The sequence below is a fragment of the Burkholderia sp. Ed8 genome (assembly GCF_040761425.1).
Classification (GTDB): domain Bacteria; phylum Pseudomonadota; class Gammaproteobacteria; order Burkholderiales; family Burkholderiaceae; genus Burkholderia; species Burkholderia seminalis.
Map to the genome: position 1 here is coordinate 601,176 of NZ_CP142885.1, position 23,022 is coordinate 624,197.

Here is a 23,022-nt window from a genome sequence, read left to right on the forward strand (position 1 = left end):
AACAGACCCTAGCCATCCAGCGCAGCCATTGTGTCGAATGGGCGGGGTGCAGGGAATCAGACGCGTCTTAGCTGTCTGTCAACGATTGTGAAAGAAGAATTGGATGGGCCGATGGGCGAGTCGCTTGACGCCGCTTCGGAATGGCAGCCGACGGTGTGGACAAGGCGGCCACGCGCGACCGATCGGACGCGTCCCGTCACGATGCGGCAACCGCTTCCCGCAGCAGCGGTGCGAGCGCGCGTGCCTGCGGATGCCGGCCGATCGTTTCCAGCGCGGCCGCCTCCAGTGCCCGACGCCGCTCCGGATGGCGAACCAGCTCGACGCATGCGTCGACCAGTCCGTCGTACGGCGCCGCCTGAAACCCGCCTGCATAGTCCGGATCGAGGGCCGTGGCAGGCGACACTTCCCCGACGACGGCCTTGCCGTTCGTCATCAGATAAAACACGCGCACGACCTCGAATATCTGCGACGCATAGTGATGCAGGTTCAGCACGACTTTCGCGCGCGCGATGGCCGCGTCGCGTGGCGCGCCGTAGATGCCGCCGCTGACGATGCCGACGTTCAGCCCGCGCGCCTGCAGCGCGTCGAGTATCGCCGCGCGTCGCGGCCCGATCGTGCCGTAGAACAACACGTCGATGTCCTGTTCGACGTCGTGCGGAATGCGGCGCAGCGCCGGATGGGAGCCGAGCTTCAGATAGTGCGCATGCGCGATACCGAGGCGGTGCAATTTGGCGAGATTGCGTTCGCTGTAATCCCAGGTTTCGTAACGCGACGCCCAGCGGTAAATCGTCTCGTTCCACGGTTGTTCGTCGACGTGAATCTGCTCGGTGTTGATGACGATCGTGTCGTCGGGCACGTGCGCGGTCGCGTCGGGATCGGCGAGATGGCAGCCGATCAGCAGATTGCGCGCGTCGGGCATCATCGCGTTCTCGCTGATATGGACGGTGTGGCCGAGATCGTCGAGTCCGTAGGCGACGACTTCGGCGAGTTCCGTGAATGCGCCGGAATGCGCGTAGCCCGGCGGCCGGACGACGCAGATGTTGTAGTGCATGGCGAGGCTCCGGTGTCGCGCTGGGCCCGACGGCGATCGCGCGTCGTCGGCCCGGCGGCGGTGTGGAATCGGGCGGCGCCGTCAGGCGGCGAGCGCACGGAGATCGTCGGCCGCTTCGTTCAGCACCGGCCCCCAGTCGGCGAACGTCGGCTGCCGGTACAGCGACGCGTCGGGATAGAACGGGCTGTCGCGGCGCTCGTGCTGCCAGACCCAGTGCGGATTCGCATCGAGCAGCACCCACGTGGGGCGGCCGAGCGCGCCGCTCAGGTGCGCGACGGACGTGCAGACCGTGATCACGAGGTCGAGCGCGCCGACGAAGGATGCGGTGTCGTCGAGCGTTTTCCATTCGTGCGTGCAATCCTTCATCGCGAACCCGCGCGCGCGCGCCGCTTCGACGTCGTGCTGCGCGCCGGGCTGCAGCGAATAGAACGCGACCTTGTCCTGCAGGCCGGCGAACGCATCGGCGTAGCGGTCGAGGCCGATGCGGCGGTAGCGGTTGCGCGCATGCGTGACGCTGCCGGTCCATGCGAGGCCGACTTTCAGGCGTGTCTCGTCGGCGAGCGCCGTGCGCCAGGCATCGGTCGCGGCCCGGTCGGCGTGCAGATAGGGCGTGTGCGTGGCGAGCGTGTCGCCGTCGAGACCGAGCATCCACGGAATGCTCATCAGCGGCAGTTCGAAATCGAAGGCCGGCAGCGCGTCGGGTTGCATCGCGATGTCGTACACGTCGACGTGTTGCGCGAGACTGCGCTCGAGCAGCGCGCCCATCACCGGGAACGCGTTCCAGACGAGGCGTCCGCCTTCGCGTCGCACGCGCTCCGCGAGCAACGGCACGTAGCGGCAGAACTGCAGCACGTCGCCGAGCCCCTGTTCGCCCCAGACGAGCAAGGTCTTGCCCGCAAGCGATTCGCCGCGCCAGCGCGGCCCGGCAAACACCGGCAGGCGGCCGCGCAGTTCGCCGGAGCCGTCCCAGCGTGCTTCGTAGTTGCGCCAGCCGGACGCGAAGTCGCCGCGCGCGAGCTGCAGCAGCGACAGGTTGTGGCGGTAGGCCGCGTTGTCCGGCGCGAGATCGATGGCGCGTCGCGCATAGGCCTCGGCGGCATCCCACTGTCCGGCTTCCTTCAGCACGGTCGCCGTGTTGTTGGCGACCAGCGGGCTTTCCGGGGCGAGCGCGTACGCCTGCGTGGCGGCATCCAGCGCGCCGTCGAGATCGAGCCGTTCGAGCCGCGTGACGACCGCATTGGTCCATGCCTGCGCGTCGTTCGGGTCGTCGTCGAGCGCATGTTCGAGCAGCGCGTATTCGGTATCCGGGTCGCCGTTCGTCAGCCGGATCGCCAGTGCCAGGTTGTTCTTCAGCGACGGCCACGCGGGCGCCAGTTCGTACGTGCGCAGATACGGCGCGAGCGCGTCGGCGTGGCGCCCGGCGATCTGCAGTGCGTAGCCGCAGTTGAACGCGGCATGCGCCGAGTCGGGGTGCGCGTGCCAGTGCCGCGCGGCGAGAATCACGGCATCCGCGATGGCGCCGCGATCGATGAGTGCCTGCGTCAGCGTCGCGACGGCGTTGTCGTCGGCATGCATCGCCGGCGACACGATGTCCTCGCGGGCGATCGGCATCGGCTGCATGCGGGCGGCGGGCGGCGTGTCGGGGAAGGTGGTCTGCATGGAAGTCGCTCCGGTGAGTCGTCCGCGTGACGGCATGCGGACGGTCGGGTTGTCGGTCGTGGAGCCGGGCGACGAGAGAAAGCTCGACGACACCGGCTCCGTGTCGACTGCCACTTTAGGCATGCCGTTTCGGCAACTGAATCGGACCAGTCCTAATCTGCATCGCGTTGACGGATTTCCGCGCCGTGCGTGTAGGCCCAGTCCTATTTTTGCGTGTCCGGCTATCCAATCGGACTCGTCTGACAGAGATTCGCGTCGCGCATCCCTTTAATACGGGGTATTCCGGCCGACGGCGTTCGGCCGCCAACCTACTGGGAGAACGAACCATGAGCGACGCGGATCATCTGGTGAAAGGCACGGTGATGGGCATGATCGCCAGTGCGGCGACGGTGGCGCTCGTCCATGTCGTCGTCGAGTTCGGCACGCGCTGGACGTCGACCGGCGCGGTCGTGATGGGCGCAACCGCGCTGCTGATGGCGCTGGCGTTGCTGGCGCCGCCGTTGCTCGCGGCGTGGCGCAACCGGCACGAAGCGGTCGATCCGTTTTTCGAGCCCGCGGCGTTGAAGCCGATTCTGCAAGGGCGCTCGGTCGGCATCGTGCTCGGTATCGTGTTCGGCGTGTCGGTCGTGACGGGGTGGTGACGATGTCGACACCCGTTACCGATCGGCCCGGCCCGACCGCCCGGCATTCCGCCTCGGTGTCCGACGCGTGCATGCCGACCGTATCCCGCACGCTGCGCGTGATTTCGCTGGAGGACGAACGCGGCCGTCGCGACGCATTTCGCGCGAACAACCCGAATCTGGATTTTGCGTTCGTCGACGCGGTCGACGGGCGCGCGCTGTCGGATGCGACGATCGAGGAAAGCGGGCTGTTCGCACCGGGCTTGCCCTATACGCGCGGCGCGATCGGCATTGCGATGACCACGCACCGGCTGTGGACCGCGATCGCCGCAGGCGACGCGCTCGTGACCGTCGCTGAAGACGACGCGATCTTCAGGCCCGACTTCGACGACACCGCGATGCGGTTCCTGCGTGCGCATGCCGGCCGTTACGACTTCGTCGCGTGGGGCTACAACTTCGATTCGATCCTGCGCGGCTCGATCTTCAACAGCCGCACGCCGGTGACGATGCGTTTCGACGAGGCGTCGCTCGCGCAGGCCGTCGAGGATTTCCGTATCGATCGCGGCCCCGTGCTCGTGATGAACCTGCTCGAGTTCTACGGGATCTGCGCGTATACGATCTCGCCGGCCGGTGCGCGCTTCCTGCTCGACCATTGTTTTCCGCTGCAGCCGGAGACGCTGTTCTCGCACGGGCTTGGCCGCACGCTGCCGAACTACGGGATCGACGTCGCGATGAACAAGTTCTACGGCGCGATGCGCAGCGTCGCCGCATTCCCGCCGCTCGCCGTGACGATGAATGCGCGCGAGACCTCGACGATTCAACGGTGATGTCGTGCGGAATAGGACCCGGCTGATTGTGCGGACGCTGTCCGAACTTCGACAATGCAAACGTCGGGCGGTCGCATGGTGTGCGCCCGACACCTCGTATCCGAAGCCCCGCTTCGTTGGACGCGCTGCCCGTTCGCCGGGCGGCGCATTTTTCTCCGCGTGCGCCCGAATCGAACGATACAGCCTAAGCGGGCCGAGCCGGATGGCGAGACGTGAATGCCCTGCGGCGACCGGTGGGCTCGGTCGCGTCTGCCCCATTTGGGTCGCAGGTTGGGAGAACGCTGCCACATGCGAGCGCAGGGCATTCATCTCTGTCTTCCGCGCCGACGGCCGCCGTTGCGTCGCCGGCGGCCGCTGTGCCATCCCATGCGAGACCGGGCCGACCGGTTCTCGTTCCAGGTCCGGCCGCGACGCGATCGTTCGCGCGCGGCCTGTCCGGCACCGATCCGTTCGGTTGCCCGCGGCGAAACCGCCGCGCTTTCTCCCGACCGCCATCGCGTGCGGCAACTCCCTCCCTCGATGAAGGAACCCTCATGAAGAAGCACCACATATCCATTGTTTCCACGCTGATCGCACTCGCATGCGCCTGCGGCGCACCCGTCGCGCGCGCCGCAGGCACGAAAACCGAAACGCCGCTGCCGTCGGGCGTCGAAGCGGTCGTCAACGACACACCCATCGCGCGCAGCGACGTGGACAGCATGATCGAAACCACCGGGCTGGCCGCCACGCCGGAACTGCGTGCACAGGCCAAGCGTGAACTGATCGCCCAGCATCTGGTCGAGCAGGCGGCTGAAAAGGCCAACTACGGCAGCCGGCCGGAAGTGAACCGCGTCGTGATGCGCGCCCGCACGGTGGCGGCGACGGATCTCTATCTGCGCGACAACCTGCACCCGCAAGCGGTGACCGATGCGCAGGTGAAGGCGCGTTACGACGACGTCGTCGCGAATGCCGCGCAGTTCGAATATCGCGCGGACGTGATCGCCGTGGCCGATCCGGCCGACGTGAACGCGCTGGTCGCGGAGCTGAAGCAGGGCGTCGCGTTCGACGCCGTGGCGAAGAGATACAACACGACGCCGAACGGCGGCGTGGCACAGTGGGTCGAGTTGCGCACGCCGGTGGCCGAAGGGAAGACGGGCGGCCTGCCCGTGCCGCTCGCGCAGGCGATCACGTCGCTGCAACCGGGCGCCGTCGCGGGCCCGATCCGGATCGGCAACGCGTTCGCGATCGTGAAACTCGACGAGAAGCGTGCGACGACCGTGCCGACCTTCGACGCGGCGAAAAACGTCTTGCGTCAGCAGCTCGAAGCACAGGCGCAGCAGCGTGCGATGACGGCGCTGGTGGACAAGCTGGCGCAGCAGGCGGTGATTCAGCAGTAAACGGCCCGCTTTCCGGGTATGTGTCACATACGTCGGCCCGTTGCTCGATTCGAGCGCGGGCCGATGTCATTTCGATGCGTGACCGGACGGTCGCCGCGTCTGCTTTGGGGGATCGATGGCGCGTGGCGCGCGTGGACTGGAGGCGGCGGATTCAAGCGACGGATTGGAGTCGATCGGATGCGCCACCGATGGCATGGCCGAGGATGCCGCCACGACAGGAGAAGAATCAGCCTGGTCCGATTGGTTGTGACGATCGTTCACGTTAAATTGAACGAGTGTGGTGCCGGAGCCGCTTCGGCGTCGGCCGCTGGGCCCGGCCGTCGTCATGCTATGTATTCGATAGCACTACTCCTAACGCTGCCTCATGCGAGCGCCGAGGCGCTTCCGGCCGCCACACACTCCTTCAAGCCCGCCCGATGGCCGTCACACCGAAACCGTGATCCCCGCCGGCCCGCCTTCCCGCGCAGGCCGTACGACGATCTCCACATGCTGGCCGAACGAGGCGAGCGTCAGCATCAGTTGATCCAGCGTCACGTTGCGGAGCCGCTCGCGCTGCTCGGGGGTCACGACCGGCCGGGCCATTTCCGCGAGCGCCGCGGCCTCTTCTTCGGTCAGGCCGCGCGATGCCATCAATGCGTTGAGCTTAAGTACGAGTACGGACTTGGCTGCCAGTTCGCCGACATCGTAGTAGTCGAAATCGTCCGGTACGTCGTCGGTGTGCTGCTTCGATGCGTCGTAGTTCATTACGCTTCCTCCGTCATCACCGAACGTTGCTGCCGCCCGGTTCCACGATCGATATCGGGGCATCCCGCTTGTTCATCCGACGTGCAGCCAGCGTCTTCGATCGGCGTGATCACCAGCCGCTTGTGCGACACCTCGATCCGCAGGCGCTGCCCGGGATCGAAGCCGGCAGCCTCGATCCACCGGCCGGACAACTGCGTCCACAGATACACGACGGGCGGCGCCATGTCGGTCAGCCTGATGTGCGGGACGACGCGGCCAGATTGGAAAGACGATTGAGGGGAGACAAAACAATCGCGGAAATACATCGGTGCGTTATGATGCGCGCCAGCCATGGTCAACTCCTGCGTTGAGTTGGTTGTGGTCAGCGGCCCGTGGGTGCTGTATCACCTGCGGGCCGCGCTCGTTTACGCAGTGGATGCCAACGATCAGTCCGTCACATGCTTGGCATGTCGAAATGATGTCGGAGTCCAGGCGAAAACGTGCAACCACTGTAGCCGAGATCGCGCGGTGTCAGAGGGCAGTCATGTACGAAATCATCCGCGATGGCCATCAGGTCAATGCCTCGAATGCCTGCTGCACAACGTGTGCGGCGCAATCGAGCCGGCCGGCCGCATGATCGATTCCTTCCGGATGTGTCAGCAATCGTTTCAGTCGGCGATTTCGATCAGCCTGCCGCCCGCCGCATGAGGATCTCGTTCGCGCTCCGTCGATAGCGCTCGAACTCCCGCGCGAACGCGGCGGCATCGCCCGCCAGCGCCAGCGCTTCCATCGACGCACAGAGCCCCGAAATCTCCCGCTCGCCGATCATCGCGAACGCGCCCCGCATGCTGTGAATCTCCGAGCGCGCGACCTTCAGGTCGCCGTCCTGCAGCGCCCGAGCGATGGTCGCGCTCGAGCGTCGCGTTGCATCGGCGAGCACCGTATGCAGGTCTTTCGGCAGCGGGCCGGACGCACGCGCCGGTGCAGGCGGATAGACCGGCCGACGCCACGTGCCCGTGTACCTCGCGATCGCCTGTTCGAGCGATTTCAGCGACGTCGGCTTCGTGACGATCTCGTCGATGCCCGCTTCCCACGCCAGGCGCAACTCGTCCGGTTCGGCATGCGCGGTCACCGCCAGGATCGGCTGCACCCGCCCGCGCTCGCGCAGCACGCGTGCGAACGCGTACCCGTCGAGGCCCGGCATGTTGAGATCGGTGAGCACGACCGGATAGTCGTGACGGTCCACCAGATCGAGCGCCTCGGCGACGTTCGATGCGATATCGGCCTGATAGCCGAGGACGTCCAGCTGATCGTGGACGAGCGAACGGTTGACCGGGTTGTCGTCGACGAACAGCACGCGCACGTTCGGCGCATCCTCGCCGGACGGCGCGTGTGCGGCGCCGGGCTGACTGTCGAGCGGCAGCGGCAACGTGACGACGAACGTCGATCCCACGCCCGGCACGCTGTTCGCGTCGATGCGCCCGCCCATCGACTCCGCGAGCTTGTAGCTCAGCGCGAGGCCGATGCCCGTTCCGCCGAAGCGGCGCGCGATCGATTCGTCGGCCTGCGCGAACGGCTCGAACACGTGCGCAAGCTGGTCGGCCGTCATGCCGATGCCCGAATCGCTGACGCGGATCGTCACGGGCGTCGCATCGCCCGGCGGCGCCGATACCGACAGCGCGACCGTGCCGCGATCGGTGAACTTGATCGCGTTGCTGACCAGGTTCACGACGATCTGCCGCACCCGCATCGGATCGCCGAGATACGTGCGGGTCGCCGCGGGATCGACGTCGATACGCAGCGCGACGCCCTTCGCGCCGGCCACCGGCTCGAACAGGTCCGCCACGTCGCGCATCAGCTCGTCGATCCCGAACCCCGTCGCTTCGAGCGTCATCCGGTCGGCTTCGATCTTCGTCATGTCGAGCACGTTGTTCAGCATGTCGAGCAACATGCGCGCGGCGGACGTGACCGCATGCAGGCGCGGCTTCTGGCGGCTCGGGTCGGGCGCCTTGTCGAGCAGTTCGAGATTGCCGAGCATCGCGTTCAGCGGCGTGCGGATCTCGTGGCTGATCGTGGCGAGGAACGTCGACTTCGCGCGGTTCGCGCTGTCGAGTGCGCGTTCGGCGTCGGCGCGCGTCGTGATGTCGGAGAAGCTGAACAGCAGCGCTTCCTTGCCCTTGTAGCGGACGCGCACGAAGTTGACGAGCAGGTCGCGCGCGCGGCCGTCGTCGAGCGTCACGGGCAGTTCGACGTCGAGCTGCACCGGCGACGCGTCCGCGCGCTCGCGGTAGCGAGCCAGCAGCCGCTCGTGCAGCGGCGGATCGCCGGCCTCGCGGTCGTACAGCTCGAGCATCCGGTTGCGCAGCAGCACCTGCTGCGTATCGGGCGACACGAGGCCGATGCCGAACGGCGCGGTGGCGACGATCGTGCGGCTCATCCGCTCGCTTTCGAACACGCGGCGCGAACGACGGAACAGCGGCGCGAACACCCGCAGGTCGAACGCGATCACGAGCGTCCACAGCACGATGAGGATGGTCGCGGTCGTGCCGAACTCGCGCAGCATCGTCGACCAGATCGCAAAGGCGATCGTGCGCCACGAGTACGCATAGACGATCGCGTAGCCGGTGTCCGAAATCCGGTCGGTGATCGTGAACATGCCGTGACGGTAACTTTCGTCGAAATGCGCGAGGCCGCGCCGCCAGGTGCCTTCGGCCAGCGCTTGTTTCATCAGGGCCGCGCCGTCCTCCGCGTCGCCGGTGCGATCGGCATCCAGCAGCACGCGGCCGTTTTCGTCGATCAACATCGCGACGGCATCGCCGGGTGCATGCTTCATCCGCTCGGCGATCACGTCGACGTCGAAGTCGCTCACGAAGGTCATGAAATGCTGCTGGCCGTCGAATGCGGGTTCGACGAGACGGAAGACCGTCTTGCCGGTCAGCGGATCGATCGCCGGCGCCTGCCAGGCGATCCGGCGCGACAGGCGCCAGTAGCGCGCGATGGCCGGATCGGACCAGTCGGCCGCGTCGAACGCGAGGTGTTCGATCAGCGTAGGCGTGTCGGGCACGCCGATGCGTGCGAGCAGGTCGGGATACGGCATCGACGGCGGCGGCGTGATCGCGATCACGTTGCGGTCGGGGCTGTATGCGTAACCGCGTACCGCGCGCCCGGTCTGGCGTTCGGCGGCCGCGACCGAGATCGTCTGGCGCTCCATCAGCTGCACGTAGCGATCCGTTTCGCGCTCGGCGAGCGCCTTGGGCGACGCGGCCACGAAGATCTCGCTCACGCCGGGCATCGGGGCGAGCAGAACGTGCCCGTCCCTGCGCAGCGCGTCGGAGGCTTCGCGCGCATGCGGCGGATGGCCGTTCCACAGCAGCTCGGCATTGATCACCGCGCGGCGCATCGACGCCTGTTTCGCGTCCATTTCGAGTTGCACGAGCGCCTTGTGCGTCGCGAACAGGTCGCGCCGCTCGGCGATGTAGTCGCGCACCGAGCCGACGAGCAGGATGCCTGCCGCGATCAGGATCACGAGCGACAGCACGACCGCGCCGCCGTACAGCGTGAAGCGCTGATACCGGTTCAGCAGGCTCAGGTCGCGCGTGTCGTCGTCGATCGATGCGAACGGCGCGCTGGCGTCCGTGTGGGACGCGAAGAGGTGGCGAATGGGCATGAGGCGAAGACTGGTGAATCAATGCGCGAATCGGGGACGCGCCGCGGCGAGGCCGGAACGCGGACGATCTCCACGAGCCGATTGAAGGCAGCGCGATGCGCCGCCGGCTCGGGGAACGGGAAAATTATCGGGATAGTGGACGAGGCTGTATGTAGGGCAGTCCGAAACACTCGCGCGCGAAGGATAGGACCAGTCCTATTCGGGCAATCGGCCGCGCGTTGCGTATATACGTCCTGCGACGCAACCGTGTCAAACGGAATCGTTCAAGAGAACGGCGTGTCGCGTTGCGTCTGGCACGGCCGATTGTCAAGCAACGTCATGTTAGGACTAGGCCTACGAAATAAGTCATGTCACGTCCGGCCGTCTGATTATCGAAACGACGGGCGATCAATACATTGCCAATGGTGGACGAGGAGCGTCCTTCTCCCTTTTTCTACTGAGGCAAACAACGTGAACAAGACCTATCGCACCGTCTGGAACGCGACGACGGGTACATGGACGGCGGCAGCCGAAACGGCGCGGATGCGCACGAAATCGAAGTCGAATACGACGATGCGTTCGTCGGTCACCGCGGCGGTCGCCGTGATGGCCGGTGTGGGTGGTGGTGCCATGGCGAACGACGCGATGGCGCAGGCCGCCAATGGCGGTGGATCGTTGTCGCTGTGTGCGCCGGCGGGCAGCGGCTATTATGGGACGACCTTTGGCGGCGGCAACACGGTCGGAACCAGGACGACTGCGGCGTGCGGTACGGCGATCTCCAATTTCAGACTGAGCGAAGGTCACGTCAGGTCGTTTCAGTTGTACAACAACAGCAACGTCAACGGTGGTGGTGTCGGTCAGGCAAGCGCGGCGACCGAGGCCGGCATCAGCGGTACCGTCGACGGCCATCTCTTCCTGCTGGGCGGCTCGGGCGTGCACCTTCGCGGCCCGGTGGACGTCGACAGCAATTTCAACATGACGAATCACCGCATCAACAACCTGGCTGCCGGTACGGCCGGGACGGATGCCGTTAACGTCAACCAGTTGAACGCGGCGATTGCGGCCGCGGGGACGGCGAACCCGTACGTGGTGACCAATACCGGTACGTATGCGACTGCGACGGCTGCACGCGCGGGCGGCAGCGCGACGGCAATCGGGGCGAATGCGAACGCCGGCGGCACGTCGGCCGTCGCGCTCGGCGGGAATACCGTTGCAACGGGGCAGAATGCCGTTGCGCTCGGCACCCTTGCGAACGCGACGGGCAGCGAGACCGTGGCGGTCGGCGTGAGCGCACGCGCGACGGGGAGCAATTCGACGGCAATGGGCCGAGGTGCGGCGGCTCTGTCCACCAATGCGACTACCGTCGGCTATGGCGCCTATTCGGGCGCCGACGGTGCCACGGCACTCGGCATGACGGCAAGTGCCGTCGGCGCGAACGCCATTGCGGTGGGCCGCGGTGCCAGCACCAGCGGGACCTATGGGTCCGCAATCGGTTATGCAGCGAATGCAACCACGAACGCCGTTGCGATCGGTGTGCTCGCGAACGCGACATCGGCGTCGAGCGTTGCCTTGGGTGAGCGGGCAAGTGCAACGGGCGCGACCTCGACGGCACTCGGTCGTGGTGCACTGGCCAGCGGTACGAATGCGGTTGCGCTCGGCGCGAACTCGGTGGGCGATCGCAACAATGCGGTGTCGGTCGGGTCGACGTCGCTGCAACGACAGATCGTCAACGTGGCTGCCGGCACGCAGAATACGGATGCCGTGAACGTCGGGCAGATGAACACGGCGCTGTCGAAGAAGGTCGACAACACGTACGTCAACGTTCGCGGGACGGGCGCGGCGGCCAGCGTGGGCAGCACGAATGGCGTCGCGATCGGCAATGCGGCCGTGGCCGGCACCATGGGCGCGGAGACAGCTATCGGGAATACGGCTTCCGCACAGGGCCTGTCCGCGACGGCACTCGGTTCCGGTACGGTGGCCAATGGTGAAGGCGCAACGGCGCTGGGTCGTATGGCATCGGCAAGCGGCAGTCACGCAACTGCATTGGGCAATCAGGCGAATGCCGGCGCGAATGGTGCCGTTGCCATTGGCGATCGCGCGGTCGTTGGCGCATCGGCCACCAATTCCGTTGCGCTCGGCACGCAAGCAGCGGTCGCCGCGAACGTGACCGGTGCGATGGCGCTCGGCTCCGGTTCGAGCGCGACCCGCAACAACACGATTTCGGTCGGCTCGGCGACGCAGCAGCGCCAGATCGTGAACGTCGCGGCCGGCACGCAAGCCACCGACGCGGTCAACGTTGGCCAGCTGTCGGGCGTGACCAAGGCACTCGGCGGCGGCGCGGTGGTCGACGGCAGCGGCAACGTCACGCAGCCGACCTACAAGGTCGCCGGAACCGACTACCACAACGTTGGCGACGCGCTCGATGCGCTGGCCGCGAATGGCGGCAGCGATCCGAACGCGGTGACCTATGACGGCGCGACGAAGGACAAGGTCACGCTGAAGGGCGCTGGCGGCACGACGCTGTCGAACGTGAAGGCCGGCATCGCCAATACGGATGCCGTAAACGTCGGCCAGATGAACACGGCGCTGTCGACGAAGACGGACAACACCTACATCAAGGTTCTGGGTAACGCGACGAGTACCGCGGCGACGGCCAGCGGATCGGGATCTGTCGCGCTCGGAAGCGGAGCGGTGGCTCAGTCGGGAAGCTCTGGCGGAAACATCGCCATCGGTAACGGTGCCACGGCCAATACCAGCGGCGGCGGGTACGGCACGATGGCGATCGGCGTGAACGCGCAAGCCGGCACGAGCGGGTACGCTGGCGGCGGTGCGATCGGGTTCGGCGCCAAGTCGAACTATGCCAACTATGCGATCGGCGATGGCGCGACCGCAATGGGACCGGCCGGCAGTCAAAGCGTTGCGCTCGGCACCCGTTCGTCCGCATCGGGGATGAATACGCTCGCATTCGGGCCTGCTGCGCTTGCGTCGGGCAATTCGAGCGTTTCGCTGGGCGCGAATGCGTCGTCGACCGGCGTGTCGTCGGTCGCACTGGGTAGCGGCAGCATCGCGACCGCAGACAACACGGTCTCCGTCGGTTCGTCGGCGTTGCAGCGACGCATCACCAATCTGGCTGCCGGGACGGCGGACACCGATGCGGTGAACGTGAGCCAACTGAAGGATTCGGGGCTGATCGATCCGGTGACGGGCAAGCCGATTACTGCGGTGACGTACGACAGTGCGACGAAGGACAAGGTCACGCTGGCCGGCGCGACCGGTACGACGCTGTCGAACGTCAAGGCCGGCGCGGCCGACATGGATGCGGTCAACGTGAGCCAGCTGAAGGGTTCGGGCCTGATCGGCGACGACGGCAAGTCGATCGCTGCGGTGACGTACGACCGCAACGCGGACGGCACGCCGAACATGGGTTCGGTGACGCTGGGCGGCGCGAGCGCCACGACGCCGGTCGCGCTGAAGAACGTTGCAGACGCGAAGGCGGATCACGACGCGCTGAACCTCGGCCAGTTGAAGAACGCGGGCCTGGTGGGCGATGACGGCAAGGGCAACCTGACGTCGATGGCGGTGACGTACGACGGTGCGGCGCGCGACAAGGTGACGCTGGCCGGTGCGGGCGGCACGACGCTGTCGAACGTCAAGGCCGGCGTGGCGAACATGGACGCGGTCAACGTCGGCCAGTTGAAGGACGCGGGCCTGGTGGGCGACGACGGCAAGGGCAATCTCACGTCGCTGGCCGTGACGTACGACGATGCAACCAAGAGCGCGGTCACGCTGGGCAATGCCGGGACGCCGGTGGCGATCCATAACGTCAAGGAAGGCGAACTGTCGGCGACGAGCAAGGACGCGGTGAACGGTTCGCAGCTGTTCGCAACGAACCAGAACCTGAGCGACCTGAAGGACTCGCTGAAGGACGGCGGCGTGATCGACCCGATCACGGGCGAATCGCTGGCTGTCGTATACGACGGCAACGCGAAGGACACCGTCACGCTGAAGGGCACGAACGGCACGACGCTGTCGAATGTGAAGGCCGGCGTAGCGGACCTGGACGCGGTCAACGTTTCGCAGCTGAAGGGCTCGGGCCTGATCGGGGACGACGGCAAGTCGATCGCTGCGGTGACGTACGACCGTAATGCGGACGGCACGCCGAACTACGGTGCGGTGACGCTGGGCAACGGCGCAGGCCCGACGCAGATCAAGAACGTCGCGGACGCAACGGACGATCACGACGCCCTGAACCTCGGCCAGTTGAAGGACGCAGGCCTGGTGGGCGACGATGGCAAGGGCAACCTGACGTCGATGGCGGTGACGTACGACGGTACGGCACGTGACAAGGTGACGCTGGCCGGCGCGAGCGGCACGACGCTGTCGAACGTGAAGGCCGGTGCGGCCGACATGGACGCGGTCAACGTTTCGCAGCTGAAGGGCTCGGGCCTGATCGGCGACGACGGCAAGTCGATTGCCGCGGTGACGTACGACCGTAATGCGGACGGCACGCCGAACTACGGCACGGTGACGCTGGGCAACGGCGCGGGCCCGACGCAAGTCAAGAACGTCGCGGACGCAACGGACGATCACGACGCACTGAACCTCGGCCAGCTGAAGGACGCAGGCCTGGTGGGCGACGATGGCAAGGGCAACCTGACGTCGATGGCCGTGACGTACGACGGCACGGCACGCGACAAGGTGACGTTGGCCGGCGCGAGCGGCACGACGCTGTCGAACGTGAAGGCCGGCGTAGCGGACATGGATGCGGTCAACGTGAGCCAGCTGAAGGGTTCGGGCCTGATCGGTGACGACGGCAAGTCGATCGCCGCGGTGACGTACGACCGTAACGCGGACGGCACGCCGAACTACGGCACGGTGACGCTGGGCAACGGCGCGGGCCCGACGCAAGTCAAGAACGTCGCGGACGCAACGGACGATCACGATGCACTGAACCTCGGCCAGTTGAAGGACGCAGGCCTGGTGGGCGACGACGGCAAGGGCAACCTGACGTCGCTGGCGGTGACGTACGACGGCACGGCGAAGGACAGCGTGACGCTGGGCGGCACGGGCGCGACCACGCCGGTGGCGATCCACAACGTCAAGGAAGGCGAACTGTCGGCGACGAGCAAGGACGCCGTGAACGGCTCGCAGCTGTTCGCAACGAACCAGAACCTGAGCGACCTGAAGGACTCGCTGAAGGACGGCGGCGTGATCGATCCGGTCACGGGCGAATCGCTGGCTGTCGTATACGACGGCAACGCGAAGGACACCGTCACGCTGAAGGGCACGAACGGCACGACGCTGTCGAACGTGAAGGCCGGTGTGGCCGACATGGACGCGGTGAACGTGTCGCAGCTGAAGGGCTCGGGCCTGATCGGCGACGACGGCAAGTCGATCGCGGCGGTGACGTACGACCGCAACGCGGACGGCACGCCGAACTACGGCACGGTGACGCTCGGCAACGGTGCAGGCCCGACGCAAATCAAGAACGTCGCGACGGGCGTCGACGACCTGGACGCGGTCAATGTCAAGCAACTGAACACGGGCCTGTCTGACCTCCGCGACGAGTTTTCCGGCGGCAACCTGCGCTTCGTCAAGGTCAATGCCGACCCGGTCACGGGCACGCCGGCGGTCGCAAGCGGCGCGCTCGCCGTCGCCATCGGTTCCGACGCGCGGGCGACCAGCGCCAACTCGCTGGCACTCGGCAGCGGTGCGCGCGTGACCGGCAACGGCTCGATCGCGATCGGCTACAACTCGGTCGCGAACCAGAACAACGTCGTGTCGGTTGGCGACGTGGGCCGTGAACGAAAAATCGTCAACGTGGCGGACGGCGACGTCGCATTCCAGAGCACCGATGCGGTCAACGGCGGCCAGTTGTATGCGGCACTGAACACCCTGTCGACATCGGTGACCTCGAAGACACAGCAGGCGATCGATACCTTCTCGTCGGAGATCGACAAGAAGACGAAGGCTGCAATCGACGAAGTGAGTTCGCGCTCGATGCAGCCGATGGATGTCAGCGACCCGCTCGTCGCGATCGAAGGTCTGCGGGGCAACAACGTCGCTTCGCTGAACGGCGCGGATCCGGCTACGGCAACGGCGGCCGCGATCGGATCGTCGACGGCGGCAAGCGGCGCCAACGCAGTGGCGGTCGGCCTCCAGAGCGGCGCGGGTTCGAACAACTCGGTCGCAATCGGCAGCTTCGCGCAAACCGGCGCTGGCCAGGACTACTCGGTCGCCGTGGGTTCGAACGTCCAGACGAACGGCACGCAGGCCGTCGCGCTTGGTGCGAACGCGCAGGCGAACGGCGAGTATGCGCTGGCGGTCGGTAACAACGGTGCGCAGGCGATCGGCGACGGCTCGATCGCGCTCGGCAGCGCGGCGAACGTGCGGGCCGGCTCGACCAATGCGGTCGCGATCGGTACGGGTGCGAACGTCGCGCGCAGCGTCGAAGGCGCGATGGCGCTCGGCTCGAATGCGACCGCGGGCGCGGCCAACAGCGTCGCGCTCGGCGCGAACGCGTTCTCGAATCGTGCGAACGCAGTGTCCGTCGGCCGTGCAGGGGCGGAACGCCAGATCGTCAACGTCGCGGCGGGCACGCAGGCAACCGACGCAGTCAACGTCAGCCAGTTGAAGGGGGTGACCGATGCCCTCGGCGGCGGTGCGGCGGTGGGTGCCGACGGCACGGTGACGAGCCCGGCCTACTCGCTGGCCGATCCGGCGGATGCGTCGAAGTCGAAGTCGTACGACAACGTGGGCGACGCACTGTCGAACCTCGACGGCCGTACGACCACGAACACGGAAAACATCACCGTGATCAACAAGCAACTGGCCGATTCGGGTCTGGTCGATCCGGTGAGCGGCCAGTCGATCACGGCGGTGACGTACGACCGTAATGCGGATGGCACGCCGAACCTCGGTTCGGTGACCTTGGGCGGCGCGGGCGCGACGGCTCCGGTGGCGCTGAAGAACGTCGCGGATGCGAAGGACGATCACGATGCGCTGAACCTCGGCCAGATGAAGAATGCGGGCCTGGTGGGCGACGACGGCAAGGGCAATCTGACGTCGATGGCCGTGACATACGACGGCGCGGCGAAGGACGCTGTAACGCTGGCAGGCACGAACGGCACGACGCTGTCGAACGTGAAGGCCGGTGTGGCCGACATGGACGCGGTGAACGTGAGCCAGCTGAAGGGTTCGGGCCTGATCGGCGACGACGGCAAGGCGAACGCGGCGGTCACGTACGACCGCAATGCGGACGGCACGCCGAACTACGGTGCGGTGACGCTGGGCCATGGCACGGGCCCGACGCAACTGAAGAACGTGGCGGACGCGACGGACGACGGCGATGCGCTGAACCTCGGCCAGTTGAAGGACGCGGGCCTGGTGGGCGACGACGGCAAGGGCAACCTGACGTCGATGGCGGTGACGTACGACGGTGCGGCGAAGGACAGCGTGACGCTGGGCGGCACGGGCGCGACCACGCCGGTGGCGATCCACAACGTCAAGGATGGCGAACTGTCGGCGACGAGCAAGGACGCCGTGAACGGCTCGCAGCTGTTCGCGACGAACACGCGTGTCGGCAACCTGGAAGATTCGCTGTCGAAGGGCGGCGTGATCGATCCGGTCACGGGCGAATCGCTGGCCGTGGTGTACGACAGCAATGCAAAGGACACCGTGACGCTGAAGGGCACGAACGGCACGACGCTGTCGAACGTGAAGGCCGGCGTAGCGGACATGGATGCGGTGAACGTGAGCCAGCTGAAGGGCTCGGGCCTGATCGGCGACGATGGCAAGTCGATCGCCGCGGTGACGTACGACCGTCTCGCGGACGGCACGCCGAACTACGGTTCGGTGACGCTGGGCCACGGCGCCGGCCCGACGCAGCTGAAGAACGTGGCGGACGCAACGGACGACGGCGATGCGCTGAACCTCGGCCAGCTGAAGAACGCGGGCGTGGTGGGCGACGACGGCAAGGGCAACCTGACGTCGATGGCGGTGACGTACGACGGCGCGGCGAAGGATACCGTGACGCTCGGCGGCGCAGGCGCCACGACGCCGGTCGCACTGAAGAACGTTGCCGACGGCACGGAGCGTCACGACGCGATCAACCTCGGCCAGTTGCAGGATGCCGGCCTGGTTGCGCCGGTCGACCCGTCGAACCCGGGGGCAGGCCTGACGTCGCTCGCCGTCGCATACGACGGTGCCGCGAAGGACACGGTCACGCTGAAGGGCGCGACCGGCACGACGATCACGAACGTGAAGGCGGGCGCGGTGACGGCCACGAGCACGGATGCGATCAACGGTGCGCAGCTGCACGGCACGGCGCAAAGCGTGGCCGATTCGCTGGGCGGCGGCTCGACCGTGGGCGCGGACGGCAAGCTGACAAACCCGTCGTACTCGCTGGCCGATCCGGCGGATGCGTCGAAGTCGAAGTCGTACAACAACGTGGGCGATGCATTGTCGAACCTCGACGGACGCACGACGACGAACACGGAAAACATCACCGTGATCAACAAGCAGCTGGCCGATTCGGGTCTGGTCGACCCGGTGAGCGGCCAGTCGATCGCGGCGGTGACGTACGACCGAAATGCGGACGGCACGGCGAACCGCGGTTCGGTGACGCTGGGCGGCGCGGGCGCGACGGGTCCGGTGGCGCTGAAGAACATCGCGGACGGCGTGGACAAGCATGACGCGGTGAACGTCGGTCAGCTGCAGAGCGCGGGTGTGCTCACGCCGATCGATCCGACGAACCCGGGTGCGGGCCTGACGTCGCTCGCCGTGACGTACGATAAGCAGGCGAACGGTTCGGCGAATTTCGACCAGATCACGCTGAAGGGTGCGAACGGCACGACGCTGTCGAACGTGAAGGCGGGCGCGGTGAACGCGACCAGCATGGACGCCGTGAACGGCTCGCAGCTGTATGGCGCGTCGAAGAGCGTGGCGGATGCGCTGGGCGGCGGTTCGACCGTCGACGCGAACGGCAAGGTGACGAACCCGACGTACACCGTCAACGACAAGACGTACAACAACGTCGGCGACGCGATCGAGAACATCTCGAGCAGCCTCGTCCACGGCTCGATCGGCCTCGTCCAGCAGGACGCGGACACGCGCGAGATCACGGTCGCGAAGGAGACGGACGGCACGTCCGTGAACTTCGCGGGCACGGCGGGCGACCGCGTGCTGACCGGCGTGGGCGCGGGTGCGGTGAGCGCGACGAGCCGCGACGCGATCAACGGCTCGCAACTGCACGGCACCGCGCAAAGCGTGGCGGACACGATCGGCGGCGGGACGACGGTCGATGCGGACGGCAAGCTCGCGGATACGTCGATCGAAGTGAACGGCAGCAAGTACAAGACCGTGGCCGAAGCTGTCCAGGCCGCGGCCAAGTACGGCGCGACCGATTCGCTCGCGGTGCGTTACGACCTGAACAAGGACGGCACGCCGAACTACGGTTCGGTGACCCTCGGCGGCTCGGGCGCGGCACCGGTGCGCCTGGGCAACGTCGCGGACGGTGCGAGCCGGTATGACGCGGTGAACTTCGGGCAGTTGAGCGAACTGAACGACAAGATCGGCGGCCTCGACGACCGTGTCGGCGAACTGGAGCGGAACCCGGGCACGGGCAATCCTGGCGATGGCGGTACCGGCAACGACTACTTCGCCGGTACCGACGTGGGTGCGGACGGTACGACGAAGGCGAACGCAGGCAGCGGCACGGGCAACACGGCCGCGGGTTCGGGCTCGACGATCGGGACGGGCGCGAACAACGCCACGGTCGTCGGTTCGAACGCGAACGTATCGAGCAGCAACGGTACGGCGATCGGTTCGGGCGCGAAGAGCAGCGCCGAAGGGGCGACCGCGATCGGCAGCAGCGCGAACGCGTCCGGCGAGAAGTCGACGGCGATCGGCGAAGGTGCGAACGCATCGGGCAAGAACTCCGTCGCGCTGGGCGCCGGTTCGGTGGCGTCGAGCGACAACACCGTGTCCGTCGGTACGGCCGATCAGAAGCGCACGATCTCGAACCTGGCCGATGGCGTGAACGCGTCCGACGCGGCGACGAAGGGCCAGATGGATCGCGCGATCGGCGGCGTGCAAGGTCAGGTCAACGACCTGTCGCGCAACGCGTACTCCGGTATCGCCGCGGCCACCGCGCTGACGATGATTCCGGGCGTCGATCCGGGCAAGACGGTGTCGTTCGGTATCGGCGGCGCGACCTACAAGGGCTATCAGGCGGTGGCGTTCGGCGGCGAGGCCCGCATCACGCAGAACCTGAAGATGAAGGCCGGCGTGGGCATGTCGAGCGGCGGCAACACCGTCGGCGTGGGCGCTTCGTATCAGTGGTAAGTCGCCGGGCGGGGCATCGCGCCCCGCCCGCGACGTCGATCCGACTGACTCCATTCAACTTTTTCCAGGCGTCCGCCGTCACGGCGGACGTTTCACCATGACCATGAAAACCTTGTTGTTGCGCGCGGCATCGATCGGCGCGATCGCGATGGCGCTCGGTGCGTGCACGACGCAATCGGGCGTCACCTACGACATCCGGGCGGTGTCGATTCCGGGCAAGCCGGACAACGTATTTCGCGTGAGCTGCGATGGGCTGCTCGGCAGCGCGAACGCCTGCGCCCGTGCGGCGGAAGAATTCTGCCAGGGCAAGGGTTTCACGCCGCTCGAGATGATCGACCGCGTGTACAGCCGCGCACCGATGAAGGACCCGCGCGAGATCACGTTCATGTGCGGCAAGCCGCAGCCGGTCGTGCAGGCCGCGCCGCCGGCACCGCAACCGGCGCCGCAGCCGGTTCAGCAGCGCCAGGTGCTGCTGCAGGGCGACGCGAACTTCGCGTTCGACAGCGCGGTACTGACGCCGGAGGCGCGCAGCCAGCTCGACCGCTTCGTGCAGATCAACGGCGGCATCGAATTCCGCCGCGTGGCCATCACGGGCTTCACCGATTCGACCGGCAGCAAGACGCACAATCTGGCGCTGTCGGCGTCGCGGGCCCGCAACGTGATGAACTACCTGAGCAGCAACGGCCTGAAGGCGCAGTCGTTCGTGTCGGAAGGCCTCGGCGCCGCCGACCCGGTTGCGTCCAACGCGACCGCGGAAGGCCGCGCGCAGAACCGCCGCGTCGAGATCCGGATCGATGCGAAGTAATGCGTCACGCATGACGCTCCACCGGTACGTGCGGGGACTCGATCGGCACTGAGCCGATGGAAGGACGCTCCCACCCGCCCGCCCTGTACCTGGAACCGCCCGCTCGTCACGAGCCGGCGGTTTTTTTCATGGCGGTGCGCGGTGCGGCGGCGGCGGCCGCCGGCCGGGGCGATGGCTGACGGCCCCGTTTTCGTGCGAAGATAGCGCCCAATTACGATCCACGACGCCGCGCTGCGCGCGGTCGGCGCCGCCCGCGGGCGGCGAGCCGGCCGCGACGGTTGCCGCGCAAATCTGGACGACTATGGGAAGCTATCTGATACGCGTGGTACTGGCCGACGACCACCCGGCGATGCTGGTCGGCGTCGAGCACGGGCTGTCGTCGGTGCCGACGATCCGGTTGACCGGCAAGGCAGTCAATTCGACCGAGCTGATCCGGCTCGTCGAGGCCGGCGTATGCGACGTCGTGGTGTCCGACTATGCGATGCCGGGCAGCGCGCACGGCGACGGCATCACGCTGTTCTCCTATCTCCAGCGCAATCACCCGGCCGTCAAGCTGGTCGTGCTGACCATGCTCGACAATCCGGCCGTGGTCGGCGCGCTGACGCGGCTCGGCATCGAGTGCATCGTCAGCAAGTCCGACACGATCGATCATCTGATTCCCGCGATTCACGCGGCCGCGACGGGCGGCACCTATTACTCGCCGTCGGTGGAGAAGGTGGTGCGCACGCTCACGTCGCATTCGAGCGCGCGGGCCGCCGACCAGAAGCGCGATCTCAGCGACCGCGAACTCGAAGTGGTGCGGCTCTATGCGTCGGGCCTCACGGTCAACGAGATCGCCGACAAGCTGAGCCGCAGCAAGAAAACCATCAGTACGCAGAAGGCGCGCGCGATGGAAAAGCTCGGGATCGACAAGGACATCGACCTGCTGCGCTACGCGATCGAGCACGGGATCGTCGCCGCGTCGGCCAGCGAAGGGCGCGGCGGCGAAACCAGGGAGGAGGGCGGCGTCGATCCGGCCTGACGGCAGGTGCGACGACACCGGCGGCACGGGAACGTGCCGGCGAAGATCAGCGCGCCGGATCGCACCGACGCGCGAAAGCCCCGGCGGCCGCAAGGCGCCGGGGCTTTTTGTTTCGGTCTTCCGCGGCGGCGTTACCCGTTTGCGCCGTCGCCGCGTGCGGATGTCGAATAACCGTGGTCGGTCACGAGCCCGCACGAGATTGCGTAACGCACCAGGTCGACGTCGCGCTCGATGCCGAGCTTCTGCATGGCCGAACTCTTCTGCGTACTGATGGTTTTCTTGCTGCGGCTCAGCTTGTCGGCGATTTCGTTGACCGACAGCCCCGACGCGAACAGGCGGATGACTTCCACCTCGCGAGCCGACAGTGCCGGCGGCCTGCCGCTGACGCTGCCCGTGTTGCGCATGATCCGGTCCATCGACGGCGACAGGTAGCGGCCGTTCGTATAGGCCGCGTGAATCGCCATCGTCAGATGATTCGGCATGTCCGACTTGCTGACGATGCACGCGATGCCGATGTCGATCAGCGCGCGCAGCGCGACCGCGTTCTCCATCATCGTCATCACGACGATCTTCAGGCCGGGAAAGCGCTTCAGGATGCTCGTGAACATCGTGAGGCCGTCGCCGTGCTCGACGCCCGGCATCGCGTAGTCCGACACGAGTACGTCGCACGGATGCTGCGCGAGCGCGTCCATCAGTTCCGTCGAATTGTGCGCGGTCGCGACGACCGACACCGTATTCGTCGCGGACAATTCGTAGCGCGCGCCGATGACGACCGCCGGATGGTCGTCGGCGATCACGATGCGGATGGGGAAGGTTCTGTTCATGTTGAGATTGCGCGTTGCGCCGCGCCATGCGGCGGGTTGCGGTAGGCGTTGTCGAGGCTGGGTGGAAGTCGGCACACGGGCACGGCCGCCGGCGATACCGCTGGCGGTCGCGATCCCGTCGCACCG

12 protein-coding genes are annotated in these 23,022 nt (G+C 66.8%); 6 read left to right on the forward strand and 6 right to left on the reverse strand.

Going from position 1 to position 23,022, the window contains the following annotated elements; all coding sequences use genetic code 11:
• Nucleotides 1-196: 196 nt before the first annotated feature.
• Nucleotides 197-1,051 carry a hypothetical protein gene (locus VXM69_RS02855; protein ID WP_367188958.1) on the reverse strand — a complete coding sequence of 285 codons (855 nt, stop codon included), beginning with the start codon at nt 1,049-1,051 and terminating at the stop codon, nt 197-199.
• 81 nt (nt 1,052-1,132) lie between these two features.
• Nucleotides 1,133-2,662 carry a tetratricopeptide repeat protein gene (locus VXM69_RS02860; RefSeq protein ID WP_367189219.1) on the reverse strand — a complete coding sequence of 510 codons (1,530 nt, stop codon included), beginning with the start codon at nt 2,660-2,662 and terminating at the stop codon, nt 1,133-1,135.
• A gap of 374 nt (nt 2,663-3,036) precedes the next feature.
• Between VXM69_RS02860 and VXM69_RS02865 the strand changes: the two genes are divergently transcribed.
• The 3 genes from VXM69_RS02865 to VXM69_RS02875 all read left to right on the forward strand — a co-directional run bounded on the left by VXM69_RS02865 (nt 3,037) and on the right by VXM69_RS02875 (nt 5,533).
• On the forward strand, nt 3,037-3,351 hold the full coding sequence (locus tag VXM69_RS02865) for a hypothetical protein (RefSeq protein WP_034189633.1): 315 nt from the start codon (nt 3,037-3,039) through the stop codon (nt 3,349-3,351).
• Between the two features lie 71 nt (nt 3,352-3,422).
• The gene (locus tag VXM69_RS02870) at nt 3,423-4,157 is read left to right on the forward strand and encodes a glycosyltransferase family 25 protein (RefSeq protein WP_367188959.1); all 735 of its coding nucleotides are present in this window, start codon (nt 3,423-3,425) and stop codon (nt 4,155-4,157) included.
• A gap of 533 nt (nt 4,158-4,690) precedes the next feature.
• On the forward strand, nt 4,691-5,533 hold the full coding sequence (locus tag VXM69_RS02875) for a peptidylprolyl isomerase (RefSeq protein ID WP_367188960.1): 843 nt from the start codon (nt 4,691-4,693) through the stop codon (nt 5,531-5,533).
• Nucleotides 5,534-5,956: 423 nt separating this feature from the next.
• Here the strand turns inward: VXM69_RS02875 and VXM69_RS02880 are convergent, their stop codons facing one another.
• The 3 genes from VXM69_RS02880 to VXM69_RS02890 all read right to left on the reverse strand — a co-directional run bounded on the left by VXM69_RS02880 (nt 5,957) and on the right by VXM69_RS02890 (nt 9,923).
• A complete protein-coding gene (locus VXM69_RS02880) occupies nt 5,957-6,277 on the reverse strand; it encodes an XRE family transcriptional regulator (protein WP_034189630.1) in 321 nt (106 codons plus the stop codon).
• Nucleotides 6,277-6,609, reverse strand: a complete 333-nt coding sequence (locus VXM69_RS02885) for a SymE family type I addiction module toxin (RefSeq protein ID WP_367188961.1) — start codon at nt 6,607-6,609, stop codon at nt 6,277-6,279. Before VXM69_RS02885 ends, VXM69_RS02880 begins: the two co-directional genes overlap by 1 nt.
• A gap of 332 nt (nt 6,610-6,941) precedes the next feature.
• On the reverse strand, nt 6,942-9,923 hold the full coding sequence (locus VXM69_RS02890) for an ATP-binding protein (RefSeq protein ID WP_175027268.1): 2,982 nt from the start codon (nt 9,921-9,923) through the stop codon (nt 6,942-6,944).
• A 450-nt stretch (nt 9,924-10,373) separates the two neighbouring features.
• Here VXM69_RS02890 and VXM69_RS02895 point away from each other — a divergent pair, with 450 nt between their 5' ends.
• The 3 genes from VXM69_RS02895 (at nt 10,374) to VXM69_RS02905 (ending at nt 22,072) form a co-directional block, all read left to right on the forward strand.
• Complete coding sequence (locus VXM69_RS02895) at nt 10,374-20,246, forward strand: YadA-like family protein (RefSeq protein WP_367188962.1); 9,873 nt, start codon at nt 10,374-10,376, stop codon at nt 20,244-20,246.
• A 97-nt stretch (nt 20,247-20,343) separates the two neighbouring features.
• Nucleotides 20,344-21,051, forward strand: a complete 708-nt coding sequence (locus VXM69_RS02900; protein ID WP_367188963.1) for an OmpA family protein — start codon at nt 20,344-20,346, stop codon at nt 21,049-21,051.
• 301 nt (nt 21,052-21,352) lie between these two features.
• Nucleotides 21,353-22,072: a response regulator transcription factor gene (locus VXM69_RS02905; protein WP_034189626.1), complete on the forward strand. Its 720-nt coding sequence runs from the start codon at nt 21,353-21,355 to the stop codon at nt 22,070-22,072.
• A gap of 131 nt (nt 22,073-22,203) precedes the next feature.
• Here the strand turns inward: VXM69_RS02905 and VXM69_RS02910 are convergent, their stop codons facing one another.
• Nucleotides 22,204-22,896: a response regulator transcription factor gene (locus VXM69_RS02910; RefSeq protein ID WP_034189625.1), complete on the reverse strand. Its 693-nt coding sequence runs from the start codon at nt 22,894-22,896 to the stop codon at nt 22,204-22,206.
• Nucleotides 22,897-23,022: the final 126 nt, after the last annotated feature.

Bases quoted from the DNA above. Each gene is read 5' to 3' on its own strand.
- VXM69_RS02910 (WP_034189625.1), bottom strand. From the start codon at position 22,896: ATGAACAGAACCTTCCCCATCCGCATCGTGATCGCCGACGACCATCCG.
- VXM69_RS02905 (WP_034189626.1), top strand. From the start codon at position 21,353: ATGGGAAGCTATCTGATACGCGTGGTACTGGCCGACGACCACCCGGCG.
- VXM69_RS02855 (WP_367188958.1), bottom strand. From the start codon at position 1,051: ATGCACTACAACATCTGCGTCGTCCGGCCGCCGGGCTACGCGCATTCC.
- VXM69_RS02880 (WP_034189630.1), bottom strand. From the start codon at position 6,277: ATGAACTACGACGCATCGAAGCAGCACACCGACGACGTACCGGACGAT.
- VXM69_RS02900 (WP_367188963.1), top strand. From the start codon at position 20,344: ATGACCATGAAAACCTTGTTGTTGCGCGCGGCATCGATCGGCGCGATC.
- VXM69_RS02860 (WP_367189219.1), bottom strand. From the start codon at position 2,662: ATGCCGATCGCCCGCGAGGACATCGTGTCGCCGGCGATGCATGCCGAC.
- VXM69_RS02890 (WP_175027268.1), bottom strand. From the start codon at position 9,923: ATGCCCATTCGCCACCTCTTCGCGTCCCACACGGACGCCAGCGCGCCG.
- VXM69_RS02865 (WP_034189633.1), top strand. From the start codon at position 3,037: ATGAGCGACGCGGATCATCTGGTGAAAGGCACGGTGATGGGCATGATC.
- VXM69_RS02885 (WP_367188961.1), bottom strand. From the start codon at position 6,609: ATGGCTGGCGCGCATCATAACGCACCGATGTATTTCCGCGATTGTTTT.
- VXM69_RS02870 (WP_367188959.1), top strand. From the start codon at position 3,423: ATGCCGACCGTATCCCGCACGCTGCGCGTGATTTCGCTGGAGGACGAA.
- VXM69_RS02875 (WP_367188960.1), top strand. From the start codon at position 4,691: ATGAAGAAGCACCACATATCCATTGTTTCCACGCTGATCGCACTCGCA.